Raw genomic sequence first — 18,964 nt, 5'->3', positions numbered from 1 at the left:
GTATTGTCAACTACTAAATATTCAATTTTGTAAGTTCTGCTACAAAACATTCTACCTCTTTATGATCCCCAAGACAGATGCAACAAATAATAGGTTAGCTATACGGTTAGAAGTGTAGCTCAGAGTTGACTTTTGCCGATAGTCAGTTAGATTTGTTGGCAGAAAATTTGCGGTACGGTTAACCTTTATTGCGCTTTTGATAGCCTGTAAGGTTAATTTAAATGTCAAAAGAGTAAGTACAAATGCTCTTTACTCATAAAATAATGATCTAGCTCATTATTGAGGACAATTTCATCGACTGAACCAGAAAAACTTATGAAAATCGCTCAAGTTGCCCCCTTATGGGAAAGGGTTCCACCTCCTAATTATGGAGGAATAGAATTGGTAGTGAGTCGCTTGACTGATGAACTTGTTCGTCGCGGTCATGAAGTAACTTTATTTGCCTCTGGTGATTCTCAAACTTTGGCTAACTTAGAAGCAGTTTATCCACGTGCATTACGCTTAGACCAAAATGTGAAAGAGTATGCAGTGTACGAAATGCTAGAACTAAGCCAAGTTTACCAGCGTGCCGAGCAATTCGATATCATCCATTCTCATGTAGGGATTTCGGCGTTACCTTTAGCGAGTTTGATAACAGCAACTGCTACAGTCCACACCCTGCACAATAATTTTACAACTGACAACCGTCACGCATTTAGCTACTACCAAAAGCAACCATACATCAGCATTAGTAACTCGCAGCGTCAAATCGATCTTAATTATGTTGGCACGGTCTATAACGGAATTGAGCTAGCAGATTACCCATTTGTAGCTCAACCCTTAGAACCTCCATATTTAGCATTTTTAGGCCGTTTTTCGCCAGATAAAGGCCCGCACCATGCGATCGCCATTGCTAAACAAAGTGGTTGGCGCTTGAAGATGGCAGGAAAGGTGGATGCAGAAAACTCGGAGTTTTTTGAACAAGAGATTGTCCCTCACATAGATGGTGAGCAAATCGAATATCTCGGTGAAATTAACCACGCCCAAAAAACTGAACTTCTGGGTAATGCTGCGATAACTCTTTTCCCCATCAGCTGGCAAGAACCTTTTGGTTTAGTAATGATTGAATCAATGGCAGTTGGTACGCCAGTAATTGCCATGAATTTCGGCTCCGTACCTGAAGTTATTGCCCACGGTAAAACAGGTTTTATCTGCAATAGCTACGCAGAAATGGCAGCAGTGATTCCACTAGCATTGGAACTCAATCGTCAAACCTGTCGAAAACACGTAGAAAACAACTTTAGCGTTAGCCAAATGGTTAACGGATATGAAGCTGTTTACAGACAAATTATAAAAGACCGCATAGAATCGAATGGCCGCATTCATGCAGCTAACATTCAGTTTTAATCAACTGCTTTTTTGACTTAGTTTAAAACAACAATTTTTTTAAGGAGGACATTGGTATGAGTACGAGAGCTAACACTTGCCCATGCTGTGGTGGTTCCCTCCTGCGTCATGCCCGTCATGGTGAACTATATTGGTTTTGCCTGTCATGCCGACAAGAAGTACCGCTGTTAACTGCTACTCGCCTGCCTAATGTGGAAACCCGGAACACCGGTGTGGTTCCCCAGCCAGCGGTGAATACCTAGTTTTTCAATCAATATATAAAACCTACTAAAAATCAATACTGATTTCGTTTAAACCTATCAATAAGCGCCAACTGGTAAAATCGGATGGAGCTAATTAATAGGTTTAAAGTTTTGTTAGCAGCGTTACTTTATGGTCAAGAAGATTTACGCCTAGAGGAAGTTTCTGACCCTACTCCGGCGGCTGGAGAGGTTGTAATCCAAGTGGGGGCTGCAACAACTTGCGGTACAGATTTGAAAGTCTGGCGGCGTGGTGGTCATGCCAGGATGCTGATACCGCCAACCCTGTTTGGTCACGAAGCGGCTGGGCGAATTGTTGCTATGGGTGCAGGGGTGACAAATTGGCAAGTAGGCGATCGCATCGTCGCTAATAATTCTGCTCCATGCACGAATTGCTTTTTTTGTCAACGTCAAGAATATTCTTTATGTCCAAATTTGACCTGGAATAATGGGACTTTTGCCCAATACTTGAAAATTCCTGCACCGATAGTAGAACATAATTTGTTGCAGATTCCCGATGAGTTGCCGTGGGAATTGGCAGCCATGACGGAACCTTTGGCTTGTGTATTGCATGGTGTAGCGCGTTCTAATATTAAGCCCAAAGATAAAGTAGTCGTCTTGGGAGATGGGGCAATCGGGCTGATGTTTGTGGCGGCGTTGAGTGAGACAACTGAGGTTTTGCTGTGGGGAGGTAATAACCACAGACTAGAAATTGGTCAGAAATTGGGTGCAACCCAGACCTTTAATTATCATCAAATCTCAGATATTCCCAGTGTAGTGAAAGAACTGACCCAAGGATGGGGCGCAGATGTAGTAATTGAAGCCACTGGTGTCCCAAGTGTTTGGGAAACTGCGATCGCTTGCGCCCGTCCTGGTGCAACAGTCAACTTATTCGGTGGATGTCCACGGGATACCAGCATTACCGTCAGTACAGAACAGCTACACTATAGCGAACTTACTCTCAAAGGCGTGTTTCATAATACACCAGAGTATGTGCGATCGGCCCTTGCACTCATAGCTAGTCGTAAAATTCCCTTTGAGTTACTTATTAGCGAACAACGACCATTAAAAGATTTAGAACAGGTGTTTTCTGATATGAAGGTGCGTAAAGTAATTAAGGTAGCAATGATTCCTTAATTTTTTGCAGGGTACAGCAGATGATCTGGATCTAGCCAAACAATGTAGAAAATCTCGTCAATAAAGAACCCATGAACCCTACCATGTTCATTTGAGGAGATGGAAAACTGATATGGTATGTCAACTAATTGTTCTTCATTTGGCAAACCAAATGCCCTCTCGCTGGTATCTTCCCACTTGATGGGATGACACCTGAGCGTACTGCTACGATTTACTAACAACTCTTGAGCCGTTAGGCTAGATAGAGCTTTTAACCGATCAAGCAAGGTCAGCCAGTAGATTATTTCTTTTTGGCTACAAGAAAATTTGCTGTTACTGTCCTGATAATATTTAAACGAAAAGCTGATGCCTTGAGTTGGCTTCAGCTTTGTTGCTCTAATACCTGATGTGCCGTCTTTGGCAATCTCAGTCTTCTTAATCCTTTTCTTCGACACGAGATCCGTAATACTCCTTCATCCACTGTTTCTGAATAACTTCGTTGGAAGCTTCATCAAGTGGTAGATTTCCTCTAGCCAAATTCCAGGGTGTCTCGGCATGAGTCATCTGCTCTAGTTCATAACCATCACAAGCAAAGTATTCGTGTGCAACCTCATCTAGAAACTCTTGAACCTCTTGGGGTAATTCTGGGTTAACATCTTCTAAAATTGGTTGCCATCCAAAAAGCCTATACTTCTGGTACAACGCAGGTATCACAGGGCCATGTATCCAGGCTTGAAAATCCTCTGGGAATAGAGGAGTGTCATTGAGTGCAAGATGCCAAGCCTGAGCGTAGTACACAAGCTTTTGCAGCTTTAGATTACTGATAAAAGAGCCTGTTTCATTTGCTAACCAGATAAAGTAATCTGCTACGTTAAAACATGACAACACTACAACCACCCCCTTCAGTATGCTAGATAATAGTTAGCTTTTATTTGCTCTAATACATCACCTTACAGAGTTATCACAGCAAGAGCTAGGAAGAATTTTTCTGCTTCTTATAGTCTAATTGAGCGATCGCTATAATTGCGTCTCTACCACCTAATAACTAAATCCTTATGGCAAACACTATTTCAATTACCGATTCTCTAGTTCCTAATCCCGTCCCGAAATCAACAATTATTCGTTTGGAGAATATCTTTAAAGTATATGGCAGTGGCGAAACTGAAGTAAAAGCACTTAACGATGTGAATTTGACTATCCACGAAGGTGAATATTGTTCAATTATGGGGCCGTCTGGTTCAGGTAAATCCACAGCTATGAACATTATCGGCTGTCTAGACAGACCCACAGGTGGACATTATTACTTAGATAATATTGATGTGGCGCAAATGGATGATAAATCCTTGGCACACATCCGTAATAAAAAGCTGGGGTTTGTCTTCCAACAATTCCATTTATTACCCCAACTCACAGCATTAGAAAATGTGATGTTGCCAATGGTCTATGCTAGTGTGAATCCGAAAGAAAGAAGCGATCGCGCAACAGAAGCCTTGACGCGAGTTGGTTTAGCAAATCGCCTCAACAACAAACCAACTCAACTATCTGGTGGACAACAACAAAGAGTAGCGATCGCCCGGGCGATCGTCAATCGTCCCGTAGTACTCCTCGCCGATGAACCCACAGGCGCACTTGATTCGCGCACAACCCAAGAAGTTTTAGATATTTTTGGCGAACTCAATGCCAGTGGAATTACAGTTGTCATGGTAACTCATGAACCAGAAGTTGCCCGTCAAACCCAGCGCATCGTTTGGTTCCGTGATGGTCAAGTAGTACACTCCAACCTTACCCCAGCCGACTTGAGTCAGTTAGCTGTCTCGTAGGTTCTTAAAGTCCGCCTGTGCGGACTTTAGTTTGTGTAACCGCGATTTCTAATCGCCAAAGCTGATTACAAACTTGACGTTTTTCCAGTTTCTGCTTGCGTTGCGATCGGCTTAACATCGGTGTAACCCAATTCACCAGATATTGTCCGAAACACTGAAATTTGCTCTTCAAATTCTAATTTTTCAATTTGCGAAAGCAAATCATTAATTTCTTTAGTTGGCTGGTAGGTGCTTGGCAAATCAACCACCTTATCTCCCATAGCTACCGCCCAAGCATACCAAACTAACAGTTGATTGTTCTCTTTTATTGCCCCATAAGCACGGGAATACTCTGTGTCCTTACGGTTGACTATATCCCGCATAATTGCCAGTTGCTCCTCATCTGACAATTTAAAATAGTCTTCTGATAAAATTGGTGATAGTTCTGGTTCAGCAGCAGCAGGAGCGGCTGGAGTCACAGAGTCTCCCATTTTTTTATAAACTAAATAGAACCAGGCTAGTTTAGCATCGGTGTCTAAGGCGTTAAACGCATCTACCAAGTTTTGAGTTTCATTGCTCTGGGCTTGAGAAATATTTTTATCGTAACTTGCAGTCATAAATTTGTTTCCAAAGAAATTTTACAGGCCAAACTAAGGGTTACCAAAATTTAAGCATCAGATTCTACTACCAATAGAAAGAGTTAAATTAATTAAAAATTGTCGATTTAATCTACCTTTTAATAGAGGTAAAAGTCTCCCCCAAGAAGCGATGAAGCAGCACATTACTTTGCTATAATTTTCCCAGCAATAAAAAATTTACCTTAAGGTTTTAATTATGCCTGATGAAGAAGTGAAGCCAAATTTAAATGAAGCTTCCACCCAGGATGCCCAATTAGCTGCTGATAGCATAGCTAGTGGTGAAGAAGAAGCGCCAACGGTGGATTTTGATGCTGATTATGCAGCTGCACAAAAATTCAGCGTGAGTGAAGTTGACCGCACAGGTAAAGGTGCAGCAGCAGCCGAAGCAGCCACTGCACCTAACCAGAAAACCTCTCAGCCACAACAAACAAAAACTCAAACGCAGTCAACTGGTAATCCTGATGATTTTCTAGAGTCAGCAAAGGAAGTTGGAAATTCTCCGGCTGAGGGTGTAACTAATGTTAGTGATGATTTAGTAGAACAAGCTTTGGAAAAGGGTGAACGGAAAAATTAGTTTTTCGTGATATCTTGCTATTTTGTAAGATGGGCAATGTCACAAAATAAAAGAATTGAAACTATCGCCATTGGGAGACATTGCCCACTCTACTTTTTTGCTCAATTGTCAATTTTTAAAATTATCACTATCGATTTTTGACTATTTAACGACTGTTCATCACTTCTAGTAGTTCGCTAGGTTGCTGAATTAAATAATCTGGATTTTGCTTGGCTAGTACTTCCGGTGAATTAAAGCCCCAAGTGACTGCAATCACTTGGATATTTGCTTTTTTTGATGCTTCTATATCTCTGGTTTCATCTCCAACATAAATAACCTCTTGAGGTTTGAGTTGCTTTTGCCTCAAGACATTATTTATAATAGTTGTCTTGCCAAAAATTGTAATTCCTGAGTAGATAAAATCAAATAGGTGATTTAAATCATTGATTGTGAGGAATTGCGTAACATTTTCTTTAGAATTAGAAGTGATAATACCCAGTTTATATCCTTGATTTTGGAGTTCTGTTAATGCTTCCTTAATACCCAGAATTGGCTTTAATTCTGGTATTTTATTTTTTAATTCCCCTTTAACTTGTTTAACTAGAAAAGGGATCTTAAATAGAGAAACTCCTGAGTACTTAATGATTTCCCTAGATGTTAAGCCTTTGAGAAAGGCTAATTGTTCTGGGCTTATTTGTTTATAACCAAAGTCTATAGCTAAACGATTAGCAATACTTACAAGGGCATCTACTGTATCAGCAATTGTGCCATCAAAATCAAAAATAATTACTTTCTGGGTCATTCTTCTGCTTGGATGCGTCAAGATTAGCTAGGGCGTTGCGTCGTAACATTTCTGGCTTAATCCGCCGCAAGGCAGATGCTGGAAATCGTTTATCCCACTCCCGATCTGAGATTTGGGCTAATTCTAGCAGGTGGGGAGCAATATTCACTGGATTTGGCTGAAACTCTTCAATATCAGTTGTTTGGGAAAAACGTTGATTCCAAGGACAAACATCTTGGCAAATATCGCAACCAGCAACCCAGCCTTGCAAATGAGGTGCGATCGCTTGTGGCAATTCTTTGTCCCGATTTTCAATGGTATGATAAGCAATGCAGCGATTAGCATCGACAACAAAAGGCTGAGTAATTGCACCTGTGGGACAAGCCTGAAGACAACGAGTACAGGTACCGCAGTGTTCTGTGTGTGGGCGATCGCTCTCTAATTCTAAATTGGTCAACACTTCTCCCAAAAATACCCAAGAGCCATATTCTGGTGTAATCACATTACCATTCTTGGCAATCCAACCAATTCCGGCAAGTTGAGCCAACACTTTATCTTGCACCGGGCCAGTATCTGCATAATAAAGAGCCAATACGCCTGGATCGAGTGATTTTAGCCATATAGATAGCTGCTTGAGTTTTCTATGCATCACCTTGTGATAATCCCTTCCCCAACCATAACGGGAAATTTTGGCGTACTCCTCACTTTCAGGACGTTGATGTGGTGTGTAGTAATTCAGCGCTACACACACTAGCGATCGCACCTCTGGCATCACTAAGCGGATATCCTGACGCTTTGGATTAGCCATCCATTTCATATCAGCGTGATAACCTAGTTCAATCCATGCTTGCAACCTCTGCGCTTCTGTGGCATTTACCCGATCTACAGCAGTAATTCCAACTTTGTGAAAGCCCAACTCGCTGGCTTTTTCTTTCACCAGACTGCTGCTCGTTACAGAATACTGATTCATTTTTTTTATCTGGATTTTGCCCAAATAAAGGCGTTTTAATTATATATGATCTAGCTATTACCTTTAATTAAGATTTATTAAATGCTCATATGTAGCCTGTCTTAAACTGCATAGTAGTTCAAAACTTCCATCGTTAGGAAGATTTATTAATATGTAGCAATCTATTTCAATAGCGGCTTTTTTTTTACTTATTTTTGTATTGAAATTAATATTCAGATACCATAATACAGGTAATTTTATGACCTCTGCTGAATTTATATCGCCAGCGCAGTTTAAAGAAGAATTTCAGATTGAAGGAATTACAGAACCAAGTGTACTGCGTTATTTTGAAACCTTAAATGCAGGAGAATTTGAGGCAACTGCTGCCTTATTTGCGATAGATGGTGTGATGCGTCCGCCATTTGAATCTGATATTGTCGGGACAGATGCGATCGCAGCCTACTTAAAACAAGAAGGTCAAAACATCAAAGCTTACCCGAACACAGGAATAGCCGAGACTTTAGAAAATGGAGATATCCAAGTCCAGGTAACAGGCAAAGCCCAAACTTCCTGGTGTAGTGTCAATGTCTTGTGGCTATTTATCCTCAACCAACAACGGCAAATTTCTTATACTAGAATCAAACTTTTAGCTTCCCCGAAAGAGTTACTTACTTTACGTCGTGAAAAGTAAATAGCGAATAACTAAAAAGAGCAAAATTTGAAACCAATATTTATCACCTACTCACACAGTATTTATGGCTTTCTCTTAACTCCTGAGTTTTGAATTTTGAATTCTTCCTCATAAATGCATGACTTGAAAAATAGTAATACCAATTTGAAAAAAGAATGCAATAGATACATACGGACATACCTTTGTTATGTCTGGCTTTCTTAATGCATGAATTTTGTTAGCGTCGGCGGCAAGCGAGTCCGCGAGCGTCATTTTGAATTTTGAATTGGTATAACTTTTGTCTATCGGACTAATTCAGGTAAAGTAGCTTCTAACTTCAGACAGTTGGCACCATTAACCTGCAACTTGTAATCTACTTTATCCATGAGACGATTCATAATCAGCCAACCATAACCACCTTCTTGCTTTTCCAGCGGGTTTGGAGCGTAGTAGTTAGACATGTCAAAGCCTTCGCCGTAGTCCCAAATTTCTAAGGCAAAATCCCGGTCTTTCACTTCTAAACGCAGTAATATGGGTAAATTTGGTTGATCCTTATGGGCATGACGGACTGCATTAGAATAGGCTTCTACTAAAGCCAGTCTCAAACGACTTGATTGCCGCGACCAATCCACAGATTCCCCTAGCTGAATTTTCAAACATCCCAACAACCAGTTTTCAACAATATTGAGAAAATTCAAATCGCTTGGTACATGAAGCTCACTTTTCATGACTTATAAAATCTCCAGTGAAAGTATAGTTTGATCGTCTTCTTGAACGTGATTATCTGCCTGGATGCGAGCTAGTAAATGGTTAAGAGAAAGTGGTTGTTCCTCTTGTTGTAAGAGTTGCCAAAGACCATCTTGATTCAGCATCGAACGGTTTAATGACTCAACCCCAACCTCAGTTTTTACTGTTGAATCAGGATTATTTGATACCATTGCTTCTGTAATTCCATCGCTGGCTAGTAACAATGTGTCTCCAGCAGCGAGAACCAAGCGACCAGACTGTGCCTGCCACTTAGGCAAAATCCCCAAAGGAACGCTGCGAACTTTCAGGTAATTGGGATTTTCGGCTAAAGCACCTTGGCGTGACCATAATATTGGGTAAATATGACCGGCATTGGTGTAGACCAGTTCTTTTGTGCTTGGGGTATAACAAGCTAACACAAGAGTGACAAAATAATTGTTGCTAATTAAATCTTCACTGAGAGCGTGGTTGAGGTTCTGCATAACCACATTCGGCTCTGCTGGTGTCTCTTGAGATAATTCTCGGCGCAAAACTGAAATAATACTAGCCATAAATAAAGCTGCTGGGACGCCCTTGCCAGAAACGTCACCCACTGCCAACCACAAGTCACCTTTAGGATGGACAAAAACTTCAAAAAAATCGCCTCCTACTTCACGCGCCGGATAGCAGCAAGCTTGTACCTTCACACCTTTAATGTCAGGTAAACTTTGGCGTAGCAGGTTGTATTGAATTTGCCGAGCCACCTCTAACTCAGTGTGAATCTGCTGTTGCTTTTCTTGGAGGCGTTGGTAGAGTTTTGCTTGGGAAAGAGCTAAGGCTGCTTGTTCGGCAACACCTGCAATTAGTTGGATGTCTTCGTCTTCCCAAGGGCGATCGCGTCCCCATTGGTGGAGGGTTAGCACAGCCAACAAATGCTGATGGTAGCTAAGTGGCACAACTAGGTGATGACCAGGATTACCGTTATATATATCTTGAGCGAGTTGATAATGACGGGTTTCCAGCACTTTTTCGATTAAAACACTGGAGTCGAAAAAGGAATCTAATACATCAGATTTCGGATCGCGGTAGAAAAACTCGTCTTGTGTGAGGCGATCGCCCTCTACCGGTTTGAGTAAGCAACTGGTAGCTTCAAATGTTTCTCCAATAGTTGCGACAATTTTTTGCAGCATACTATCGTAGTCTAAAGATTCCCGAATTGCTGTTGTTACCGCATTAAACAAAGATTCTCGCCGTAGGGCCCGACGCAACTCTTGGGTGCGCTTCTTAACTAGGCGATATGTATCAGTAGCTTGCTCAACTAAGCTTCTCAGCCGTTCTGGATTCCAGGGTTTGGTAATGTACTTGAATACCTGACCGGAGTTAATCGCATCTACCAAATCTTCGACATCAGTAAAACCAGTTAACAAAATCCGAATCGTGTCTGGAAAGCGCTCTACGGTGCGACTAAAAAATTCAGTCCCATTCATTTCTGGCATTCTTTGGTCAGAAATAATTACCGCCATCTCGCCAAATTGATCCAACATTTCCATAGCACCAAAGGCATGATTGGCTTTATATACTTGAAAATCTCGCCTAAAAGTGCGGTAGAGTAAATCTAGGTTATCTGGCTCATCATCTACCACCATGAGCTTAAGTTTGTCCGTACCAATTTCAGCCATATTTGACTTTTATTTTTATATATTTGAATGGCGAGATAACATGATGTTTATCCCACCTAATAAATAAGAGAAAACCAGAAAAGCCATTCACTTTGAAAATATAACTTTTCAAAGTTGTGAGTTTCCCTTGATTATCCTCAATCGATCCACACCAAAATTAAATTTATCCAACTAACCCAGAACGCAAGGCGCGGACTGCTGCTTGGGTACGGTCATCGGCACATAGCTTATTCAAAATATTGCGAACGTGAGTTTTAACAGTGCCAACTGTGATGTAAAGTCTTTCCGCAATTACTGCATTACTACAACCTTCGACAATCAACTGTAACACTTCCAATTCCCTTTCTGTCAGGGTGTAAGGTTGAATTTCTTCCAGATTCTCAAAAGAATCAGGGTTAGGAGCAATAGTCTTGGAATCGACCAAAGCCGATTCCAACTTTTGAGGATTTTGTTGCGCTTGTTGTAATACAATCCGAGCGATCGCTGGATCGATCCAGGCGTTGCCATTGTAAGTTACTCGTACTGCTTCCAGCAAATTATCAAATTTGATATCTTTCATACAGTAAGAGTCTGCACCAGCGGCAAAAGCTGCCAACACCGCTTCTTTGTTATCCCGCAGCGTCAAAATTAATACTTTTGTAAGTAGCTGCTGGCCATTAGTAGTAGATTTTACCTCCCGTGTTAACTCAATGCCATCCTTATCTGGTAAACCAATATCGACAATGGCAATATCTGGTTGTAGCATTTTTAACATTTTTAGACCCTCAGCAGCATTAGCAGCTTCACCTACAACTTCAATTTCATCCTTTTGCTGTAGTGCTGTACGAATACCCACACGAGTTAGGTCATGGTCTTCAATCAGAGCGATACGAATTTTACTCATAGCCAACTTCAGCCCGTTACACTATAACCATAAAGTCGAGTTTCGTGACATACTCCCACACTAGCTGCAAGCAGTATAGTGGGAGCTTCTATTCCCGGAACCAGAGTTGCGAGTTGAGCGTTTTATACTGAGTGAATATTACACTTTAACAATAAAAGTTGGACTGGTTCAGCCCAAGTACAAGCGCCCAAGATTAATAGACAAAGGAGTGAAATTAATTATGTATTATCTAAAACCCTTATATATTACGTAGCAGGGCTGCGTATATACATTCTTGTTCACTATTATGTCTATTTAGTTTAATTATGCTTACTCTCGTTGCAGGGCAAAGGGGAATCTCTTTTGCCTAAGTTCTAATATAAAAAAATTTGATAAACTTAACATTCATGCAAAATCTGGTGTGAGTATTACTTAAGAATAGGCTATGTCTAACGGCAATCAAGCATTTTCAGTGTTGGGAATACCAGTTCATGTGATGGCTGACTATCCAGGCTGGTTGTTAGAATGCCTGCACACAGGCAGAGGAACTCATGTCGTAACGCTCAATGCAGAAATGACTATGCAGGCAGAGCGAAATCAATTATTAGCTCAGGTGATTAAAAATGCTGAACTGGTGATTCCAGATGGAGCTGGAGTTGTTCTGTATTTACGATGGCTGTTATGGCAAAAAGTGCAGCGGTTTCCAGGGATTGAATTAGCAGAAAAACTTTTGCAAGCACTTGGGCAACAAAAGACAGGGACAAAAATATTTTTCTATGGAGGAGCGCCTGGAGTGGCGGCAAATGCGGCAGATTTTTGGCAGCAGCAAATTCCAGATTTGAATATAGTCGGCACTCACTCAGGCTACCATTCTCCAGAAGAAGAAGCACAATTGCGACAAACTCTGGCTCAATTGCAGCCACAAGTGATTTTTGTTGGTTTGGGAGTGCCGCGTCAAGAGTTATGGATTGCCGAAAACCGCCATTTGTGTCCCCAAGCAATTTGGATTGGCGTTGGTGGTAGTTTTGATATTTGGTCGGGAACTAAAACTCGCGCTCCCGCCTGGTTAGGAAATAATAATTTGGAATGGTTGTATCGCCTTTATCAAGAACCTTGGCGCTGGCGGCGGATGTTGGCTTTGCCAGCTTTTGCTGTGAAAGCGTTTGTTTATCGTTTGACAGCAAAGGGTGCAATTAGTTAAGAGTGGAGCAAGTGGCGTCATAGGGCATGGGTATGGGGATGAAGAGACGTGGCGTGGCGACGCAAAAAAAGATCAAATACTATCTCTGTGTAAGACTGTCCCAATGCCCAATGCCCAATGCCCTATGCCCAATTCTGGGCGTTATTACTTAGTAAGTATTAAAGTCTTGAAAAATTTTTAAATTTTCTTTGTTGAAATTTAAATTCCCAGGCGAAACCTGGGAATCCTTATTTTGGGGAGAATGTCACCTCTAAGCAGTCAAACTGTTTAGTTGTGGGTATGAGGAAAATTTAACAATGCCAGTATTAACAACTCAAGTTAAGAAAGACTTTTCCGTTCGTGGAGAAGACAGTGAAACTCAACAGCACGGTAGCAATACTACAACTAAAATACAATTGCAATCTGTAAGCAAGACTTATGCTAACGGCACTCACGCCTTATTAAATGCTGACCTTGAGGTCAAAAAGGGAGAATTTCTGTTTATCACGGGGCCAAGTGGTTCTGGTAAATCAACGCTCTTGAAACTGCTGTATGGCCAGGAGTTTCCTACACAGGGAGAAGTAATTGTTGATGGATGTAATGTAGCCGATTTGCGGGGCGATCGCTTGTCATTATTGCGGCGACGAATTGGTATTGTGTTTCAAGACTACAAACTGATTAACCAACGAACAGTAGCAGAAAATGTCACTTTTGTATTGCAAGCCCAAGGGTATACCCGTAAAGAAATTCAACGACGTTTAGAACCAACCTTAAAGCTGGTAGGTTTGCTGAGTAAAGCTGACTGCTTTCCAGATCAACTTTCTGGGGGAGAACAGCAACGGGTGAGTATTGCCCGTGCGATCGTTGGTACACCACCCCTACTGTTGGCCGATGAACCTACTGGAAATCTCGATCCCGATAATTCCTGGCAAGTAATCCAGATTCTCCAGAAGTTAAATTCCTTTGGGGCTACGGTAATTGTCACCACCCACGATGAACAATTGGTACGGCGGTGCAATCATCCGGTAGTGCAAGTTCGTAATGGAACGTTGTCTCGAAAATAAGTGTTGGGCATTGGGCATGGGACATTGGGCATTGAGCATTGGGCATTGGGCATTAATTAGGACTAGTCGTTTAACCAAGGACAAATGACAAATGACAAATGACAAATAACTAATAAACGTGGTGTTTGACTTTTGATGATACGGGTACGAAAGGTACTGGTGTTTTGAGGGGTAGCACTTGTAGGCGATCGCAGGCTTGTAAACTCTTAAAAGCTGCCTCTCGCACTACAACTTCTTCCTCTCGGCTGAGTAGGAGTTGCAAGCATTGGACAATATCTTGCTGCACTGAAGAGTCAACTCGCTTACGGCTGATGAATTTACTTAGTTGACCTAGAGCAATCAACCGCTTCAATGGATCTTTTTCTGTTAAATTCATCAACAAGCGATCGAGGTGGTCTTCTTCTCGATTTTCATAGAAGTTGACAATTTGCCATACCAATAAAATTAAAGTTAACAGGGTTCCCACAGCTTGCGCGATCGCACCAGCAGCAATCCAGTGACTGTGAGAGTCGACCCATATTGCCGCTGCCATGTAAGTGCTGACAGTAGCAATACCGCCACTGATGACTGCTAAAACTAACCGACGATTTGAACTATTTAAGAACTTACGTATTTTAGACCAGCGCAATTGCCAGTCCCACTCTTGCATTGAGTAAACCAATACCATTACTCCAATGCCGATAAAAAGAGCCAGTAGCAGTTTCCAGTTCCACAACAACATGGCAATGATAATTGTCAGGAACCCAAGAAAGCCCCCAGGGCCAGAGAAACGTTTAAATGTTTGCTGCTTTATGGCTCCCTTTGTCTTGAATTTTGGAAGCGACCAGTTCCAGTTGGGGATTTGGTTGATCAATTGCTGCCAAGAAGACGAAGCCTGTGCCACAGTGTTTACCTACTTGATTATGAAATTACCTATTGTATAAGTTTTACTATGGATGAAGAAAGAATGAAGGCTCAAATCACAAAATGCCCGATTTTATAGACAGATAGTAGACTAATACAGCACAGCGCCAATTAACATACCATTTTCAATCGCTCAGAGCAAGGGCATTTTGTACGTAAGTCTTAATTAAAGACAAAAACGAAAGTTATCAAGGGTGAATTGCCCATCAAAAGTACAAAAGGTAACGCTGTAAATGTTATTCACATTTATAGATAATAAGGTATTGGGGGAAATTGCCGAATCGGAATTGGCAAGATTAGAGCCTGGTAGTGCAGTTTGAGCGAGTAGTTGCCGATCGCGATCGTAAGCGGAAAGCACTAGCCGTTGCGAACTAGTCACAAAGGCGCTAACCGAGTTCACGGGACGCAAGAAAGTAGCTTCTAAAAATCCGCTTTTGGGCGCTCCCATTAAGACTATTAGCCCTGAATAGGTTGGAAATGCTGGATTTGATGGCTGTATTGCTAGAGTATTGTGAAAAAGGACTCCCCAACGTTCATATTGGCGCTCTACCGCTTCAAAACACTTCAAGTCTTCTAGGTCTAAACAAATACAAGTAGGTACAGTAAGTCTGGCAGTATCAAGAGCTGGTTCGACCTCTCCCCGCCTAGCTGAAGCTTTAATTTCGTTTTGTATATTCAAGTTGTCAAGCGCAAATTTAGCGTCTTCAATCGTTGGTAGTTTATTTGATTGAAGAGTAGCCTGCTTTACCATGACATCCCGCCTTACTATTACTTAGATAAAAATCAGATTAGTTATACATCAAAAGCTGTGATTTCTACATGTATAAGTAGAATTAACAGCTTATTAAAATAAGCGTTTTAACTATTTTTGATGTGTTGACGCTCAAAATTATTTATCGGTTTTTTGATAGACTACCATAAAAACTTATGCTGGATTCACGCTGGAGCGATCCTCGCTACCATGAAAAACCCTTATAAAACAGTAATTTCAACGTTCAGTTACTTTATTTTTATGAAAAAAAGCACCAAATCTTTACAAGTAATCCAGTAATTTTATATCTACTTAATCTGACGCTAGCGAGAAGTCTGAGAGTGATTGGTTCGCTGATAATAACAATGAGTGGGGAGTTTGAACTAGACACATGAACAGTGCTGAGTGAAAAGACTGCCTATAAAGGACGTTGCTCTTACTAAGTACACAAATATTAAGTGCTTTTTAATTTACTCAGCACTGAATGCGGTAAACATCTAGGGTGACTAAAGGGGAGGCACAGAAATTATCGAATCTTCTCTTCGTGCGCCTGCGCCCCAGGTATCGTGTCTTACTTGTGCCAACGAATCACTACAGTCAACAAAAAAACTTATGTTTCAACCACTAGGATTTGAACAACGCTCTATAAATACCTCACTAGGTAGAATGGTATATTATACTGCTGCTGGAGCGCCTTGGGAGGATAATGTGACTGCCAAAGACGATCGCGAAACTTTGGTATTCTTGCACGGCTTTGGTGGTGGGTCTTCTGCTTATGAGTGGTCGAAAGTTTATCCGGCTTTTGCGGCTGAATATCGGGTCATTGCGCCAGATTTACTCGGTTGGGGTAGGTCTGAACATCCAGCACGGAGTTATAAAATTGAGGATTATTTGATTACGATTCGGGAGTTTTTCGAGCAGACTTGTACTGGGCCAGTAACAGCGATCGCTTCTTCTTTGACCGCAGCATTTACAATTCAGGTAGCAGCAAATCATCCTGATTTATTTAAGTCTTTAATTCTTACTACCCCCGCCGGACTTTCTGACTTTGGCGAAGACTACTCTAGGAGTTTTTTTGCCCAGTTAGTTAGCGTTCCCATTGTCGATCGTTTACTTTACAGCACTGGAATTGCTACTAGTGGTGGTATTCGCAGCTTTTTAGAACAACGGCAATTTGCTCAATCGAATCGAGTTTACGAAGAAATTGTAGATGCTTATCTAGAATCTGCCCAACAACCTAATGCTGAGTATGCAGCACTGTCCTTTGTACGTGGCGATTTGTGCTTTGATTTATCCCTTTACATTCAACAATTAGTCACTCCCACTGCGATTATTTGGGGACAAAAGTCGCAATTTACAGGCCCCTCAATTGGTCGCCGCCTTGCTGAAATCAATCCCTTAGCGATCCGATTTTTTCAACAGTTGGAAGATGTCGGATTGACACCACAGTTAGAATTGCCAGCAGTGACAATTGGGTTAATTCGCAAATTTTTGCCTTTGCTTAATTAACATGAGTAGTAGAGACGCAAAATTGGACTGGGCTTTCGCCTTGCTTTCCTAACGCGTCTCTACATTCTTTTTCAACAGATGTTTAATAAGATTTCTAGAGAAAATATTATCAACAAAAGTGATATACTATTTGTCTTTCAATCTGATATCAATGACAGTTGCATTGAAGTTGTAGTTAAAGCCTTCTAACTCAAATGGCATCCCAATTTTCACTTTACTGTTACCCAAAACTGGCCCGCTTTCAGTAACTTGGGCTTTACCATCTAAAGTCAAAAGAAAATCTGCACTATAATTGTTTCTTTTTGGATCTGGCAGTTCTTTAACAGTACCATCCGGTTGGAAGACATTGATTGTTCTAGGTAGCTGTTGAATAGATTTAATTTCAATCTGTCCGTATGGCTGATTGCGGATAATCACATTGGTTTTCCCACCCTTTTTTAAACCATTGTCGATTAATTTTTCCGGGTCGCGTACATTCAAACCACGAACTACTAAGTCTACTTCTATGGGTACTGTTTTCGCGCCAACTTGGGCAACAGAACCAGAAGTGCCAGGAAAAATAAAGATGCCAAAGATAACTAGCAAAATTACCAGTAAAGCACCTAAATCTAGGAGATTGATTTTGCCAAACAAGCGACCTTTTGAATCTAAAATAGCCATAAAAAGTTTTCCGAGTTAATAACGAAGTAATGGATTGTAGCTAGAAAGTTTACGATGGAAACAGTAATTTTCCCTATTTGGTAATAACTCAAAGTATTCAAGGGTTGCAGTTATGCGACAGTTTATCACGAGTTCGTAATTTCCGAAGAGTCGGCAGCTAACCCTGAAAATTTTACCTGTTATAGCAGATTTCAAGGAAAGTAAGGTACACAAGCTCGCGTCTGTTACCCATATATAAAGCGTGTTTGACTCTTGAATTCTGAATTCTGCTGTAATACTTACGCGCCTAGAAAGTAAAATCTAGTGTTTAGGGCTATCTCTAGAGAGAATCTCTAGCCTCCCGCAGTTCGGTCGATTTGAGTCAAGATTATCTGTATAACAACTCCTTTGATATTGAGTTAAGAATGCAACTTAGAATACTCTAAATCCGTCTCATAATTTGTCCCCTCATTTTATGTTCTTCCAAAATAATCTTCAAAGCGTATTATGTTCAATTGGAAAGGTTTTGCTGCAAATTACCGTGTATGGCGGCGTCGCTGGTTTTATCCCCTAATTTCAGTGGTAGTCGCCCTGAGTCTGTGCCTGAGTACACCCTTGCCTGGAAGAACTTTAGATTTCTTACCTCTTTTACTCCAAGGAGTTCAGGCATTTCAGCTTTCTAATATATCCCCTAATCAAGAAGTTGATCTTGGTAAGCAGATTAATCAGGAATTGGTCGGCAGTCAAGTCCGACTTTACCGCAATCCCGAAGTGAATCGTTATGTAGAACAAGTTGGTCGGCGTTTAGCAGCGAATAGCGATCGCCCCGATCTCCCCTATACTTTTCAGATAGTTGAGGATGACGCTATTAACGCCTTTGCGACCTTGGGCGGCTATGTATATGTCCACACGGGTTTGCTGAAAACCGCAGACAATGAAGCGGAACTCGCAAGTGTACTCGCCCATGAAATCGGTCATATTGGCGGGAAACACGTAGTCAAGCAAATGCAGCAAAAAGCCCTCGAAAGCGGTCTATTAACGGCGGCTGGCTTAGATCGAAATTCCGCAGTGCAAATTGGTGTACAGTTAGCGCGAGACTTACCACGCAGTCGTAAAAACGAATTTGAGGCCGATCAAAGAGGACTACGAACTTTGACACGTACTGGTTATGCCCAGTCAGCAATGGTCTCTTTTATGCAAAAGCTGCTGAAAAAGGGTGGTTCCAGTCCGACATTTTTGAGTACACACCCCGGAACCAGCGATCGCATTGATGCCCTCAGACGTGCAATTAACTCTCAACCTAGTAATGGAAAATCTGGCTTGGATAATGCTAGTTATAAAGCAAATATTCGACCATTAGTAAGGTCTTGAGGAAATTGGGCATGGGGCATTGGGCATTGGGCACTTGTACTGAGCGTAGCCGAAGTATGGGGCATTGGGCGTTAGGAGTGCTGAGTGCTGAGTGCTGTTAGCGGTAGCGGGGCGTTTAGCCCGTGCTGAGTGCTGAGTTAGGAGTTAGG

The 18,964-nt window shown here is 41.5% G+C and carries 21 protein-coding genes; 10 read left to right on the top strand and 11 right to left on the bottom strand.

What is annotated here, in order from left to right:
* Positions 1-315: 315 nt before the first annotated feature.
* The 3 genes from RMZ42_RS30060 to RMZ42_RS30050 all read left to right on the top strand — a co-directional run bounded on the left by RMZ42_RS30060 (position 316) and on the right by RMZ42_RS30050 (position 2,762).
* The gene (locus RMZ42_RS30060; protein ID WP_322674856.1) at positions 316-1,386 is read left to right on the top strand and encodes a glycosyltransferase family 4 protein; all 1,071 of its coding nucleotides are present in this window, start codon (positions 316-318) and stop codon (positions 1,384-1,386) included.
* Between the two features lie 56 nt (positions 1,387-1,442).
* Positions 1,443-1,628, top strand: a complete 186-nt coding sequence (locus RMZ42_RS30055) for a hypothetical protein (protein WP_104909358.1) — start codon at positions 1,443-1,445, stop codon at positions 1,626-1,628.
* Between the two features lie 111 nt (positions 1,629-1,739).
* Complete coding sequence (locus RMZ42_RS30050; RefSeq protein WP_322674868.1) at positions 1,740-2,762, top strand: zinc-dependent alcohol dehydrogenase; 1,023 nt, start codon at positions 1,740-1,742, stop codon at positions 2,760-2,762.
* Here RMZ42_RS30050 and RMZ42_RS30045 read toward each other — a convergent pair.
* Together RMZ42_RS30045 and RMZ42_RS30040 are read right to left on the bottom strand one after the other, a co-directional pair.
* Entirely contained in the window at positions 2,759-3,196 is a 438-nt protein-coding gene (locus tag RMZ42_RS30045; RefSeq protein WP_322674855.1) for a hypothetical protein, read from the bottom strand. The genes RMZ42_RS30050 and RMZ42_RS30045 overlap by 4 nt on opposite strands.
* Entirely contained in the window at positions 3,177-3,629 is a 453-nt protein-coding gene (locus RMZ42_RS30040) for a Panacea domain-containing protein (RefSeq protein ID WP_322674854.1), read from the bottom strand. Before RMZ42_RS30040 ends, RMZ42_RS30045 begins: the two co-directional genes overlap by 20 nt.
* A 167-nt stretch (positions 3,630-3,796) precedes the next feature.
* Between RMZ42_RS30040 and RMZ42_RS30035 the strand changes: the two genes are divergently transcribed.
* Complete coding sequence (locus tag RMZ42_RS30035) at positions 3,797-4,561, top strand: ABC transporter ATP-binding protein (RefSeq protein WP_322674853.1); 765 nt, start codon at positions 3,797-3,799, stop codon at positions 4,559-4,561.
* A gap of 65 nt (positions 4,562-4,626) precedes the next feature.
* Here the strand turns inward: RMZ42_RS30035 and RMZ42_RS30030 are convergent, their stop codons facing one another.
* The gene (locus RMZ42_RS30030; protein ID WP_322674852.1) at positions 4,627-5,157 is read right to left on the bottom strand and encodes an orange carotenoid protein N-terminal domain-containing protein; all 531 of its coding nucleotides are present in this window, start codon (positions 5,155-5,157) and stop codon (positions 4,627-4,629) included.
* A 217-nt stretch (positions 5,158-5,374) separates the two neighbouring features.
* Here RMZ42_RS30030 and RMZ42_RS30025 point away from each other — a divergent pair, with 217 nt between their 5' ends.
* Positions 5,375-5,752, top strand: coding sequence for a hypothetical protein (locus RMZ42_RS30025; protein WP_322674851.1), 378 nt, complete (start codon positions 5,375-5,377; stop codon positions 5,750-5,752).
* 145 nt (positions 5,753-5,897) lie between these two features.
* Here RMZ42_RS30025 and RMZ42_RS30020 read toward each other — a convergent pair whose 3' ends face one another.
* The gene (locus RMZ42_RS30020) at positions 5,898-6,533 is read right to left on the bottom strand and encodes an HAD-IA family hydrolase (RefSeq protein WP_322674850.1); all 636 of its coding nucleotides are present in this window, start codon (positions 6,531-6,533) and stop codon (positions 5,898-5,900) included.
* Entirely contained in the window at positions 6,508-7,482 is a 975-nt protein-coding gene (gene queG, locus RMZ42_RS30015; RefSeq protein WP_322674849.1) for a tRNA epoxyqueuosine(34) reductase QueG, read from the bottom strand. Before queG ends, RMZ42_RS30020 begins: the two co-directional genes overlap by 26 nt.
* A gap of 238 nt (positions 7,483-7,720) precedes the next feature.
* Between queG and RMZ42_RS30010 the strand changes: the two genes are divergently transcribed.
* Positions 7,721-8,152, top strand: coding sequence for a ketosteroid isomerase family protein (locus RMZ42_RS30010; RefSeq protein WP_322674848.1), 432 nt, complete (start codon positions 7,721-7,723; stop codon positions 8,150-8,152).
* A gap of 281 nt (positions 8,153-8,433) precedes the next feature.
* On the opposite strand, the gene RMZ42_RS30005 is transcribed toward RMZ42_RS30010, so the two are convergent.
* From RMZ42_RS30005 to RMZ42_RS29995, 3 genes are all read right to left on the bottom strand, one after another.
* Positions 8,434-8,859, bottom strand: coding sequence for an anti-sigma regulatory factor (locus RMZ42_RS30005; RefSeq protein WP_322674847.1), 426 nt, complete (start codon positions 8,857-8,859; stop codon positions 8,434-8,436).
* A gap of 3 nt (positions 8,860-8,862) precedes the next feature.
* On the bottom strand, positions 8,863-10,536 hold the full coding sequence (locus tag RMZ42_RS30000) for a SpoIIE family protein phosphatase (RefSeq protein ID WP_322674846.1): 1,674 nt from the start codon (positions 10,534-10,536) through the stop codon (positions 8,863-8,865).
* Positions 10,537-10,699: 163 nt separating this feature from the next.
* Positions 10,700-11,419: a response regulator transcription factor gene (locus RMZ42_RS29995; protein WP_322674845.1), complete on the bottom strand. Its 720-nt coding sequence runs from the start codon at positions 11,417-11,419 to the stop codon at positions 10,700-10,702.
* 424 nt (positions 11,420-11,843) lie between these two features.
* Between RMZ42_RS29995 and RMZ42_RS29990 the strand changes: the two genes are divergently transcribed.
* Positions 11,844-12,599 carry a WecB/TagA/CpsF family glycosyltransferase gene (locus tag RMZ42_RS29990; RefSeq protein ID WP_322674844.1) on the top strand — a complete coding sequence of 252 codons (756 nt, stop codon included), beginning with the start codon at positions 11,844-11,846 and terminating at the stop codon, positions 12,597-12,599.
* A gap of 296 nt (positions 12,600-12,895) precedes the next feature.
* Positions 12,896-13,642 (top strand): cell division ATP-binding protein FtsE, encoded by a 747-nt coding sequence (gene ftsE, locus RMZ42_RS29985; protein WP_322674843.1) that lies wholly within the window; start codon positions 12,896-12,898, stop codon positions 13,640-13,642.
* A gap of 109 nt (positions 13,643-13,751) precedes the next feature.
* On the opposite strand, the gene RMZ42_RS29980 is transcribed toward ftsE, so the two are convergent.
* Together RMZ42_RS29980 and RMZ42_RS29975 are read right to left on the bottom strand one after the other, a co-directional pair.
* The gene (locus RMZ42_RS29980) at positions 13,752-14,525 is read right to left on the bottom strand and encodes an armadillo-type fold-containing protein (protein ID WP_322674842.1); all 774 of its coding nucleotides are present in this window, start codon (positions 14,523-14,525) and stop codon (positions 13,752-13,754) included.
* 186 nt (positions 14,526-14,711) lie between these two features.
* Positions 14,712-15,296: a hypothetical protein gene (locus RMZ42_RS29975; RefSeq protein WP_322674841.1), complete on the bottom strand. Its 585-nt coding sequence runs from the start codon at positions 15,294-15,296 to the stop codon at positions 14,712-14,714.
* A gap of 612 nt (positions 15,297-15,908) precedes the next feature.
* Between RMZ42_RS29975 and RMZ42_RS29970 the strand changes: the two genes are divergently transcribed.
* Positions 15,909-16,805 carry an alpha/beta hydrolase gene (locus RMZ42_RS29970; RefSeq protein ID WP_322674840.1) on the top strand — a complete coding sequence of 299 codons (897 nt, stop codon included), beginning with the start codon at positions 15,909-15,911 and terminating at the stop codon, positions 16,803-16,805.
* 126 nt (positions 16,806-16,931) lie between these two features.
* Here the strand turns inward: RMZ42_RS29970 and RMZ42_RS29965 are convergent, their stop codons facing one another.
* Complete coding sequence (locus tag RMZ42_RS29965; protein WP_322674839.1) at positions 16,932-17,465, bottom strand: DUF4330 domain-containing protein; 534 nt, start codon at positions 17,463-17,465, stop codon at positions 16,932-16,934.
* A 486-nt stretch (positions 17,466-17,951) separates the two neighbouring features.
* Here RMZ42_RS29965 and RMZ42_RS29960 point away from each other — a divergent pair, with 486 nt between their 5' ends.
* On the top strand, positions 17,952-18,815 hold the full coding sequence (locus tag RMZ42_RS29960; protein ID WP_322674838.1) for a M48 family metallopeptidase: 864 nt from the start codon (positions 17,952-17,954) through the stop codon (positions 18,813-18,815).
* Positions 18,816-18,964: the final 149 nt, after the last annotated feature.

The organism is Nostoc sp. DedQUE05 (genome assembly GCF_034530955.1).
In the GTDB taxonomy this organism is placed as follows: Bacteria; Cyanobacteriota; Cyanobacteriia; order Cyanobacteriales; family Nostocaceae; genus Nostoc.
The sequence above is the reverse complement of the archived record's forward strand: the minus strand, read 5'-3'. Positions and strand labels throughout refer to the sequence as shown.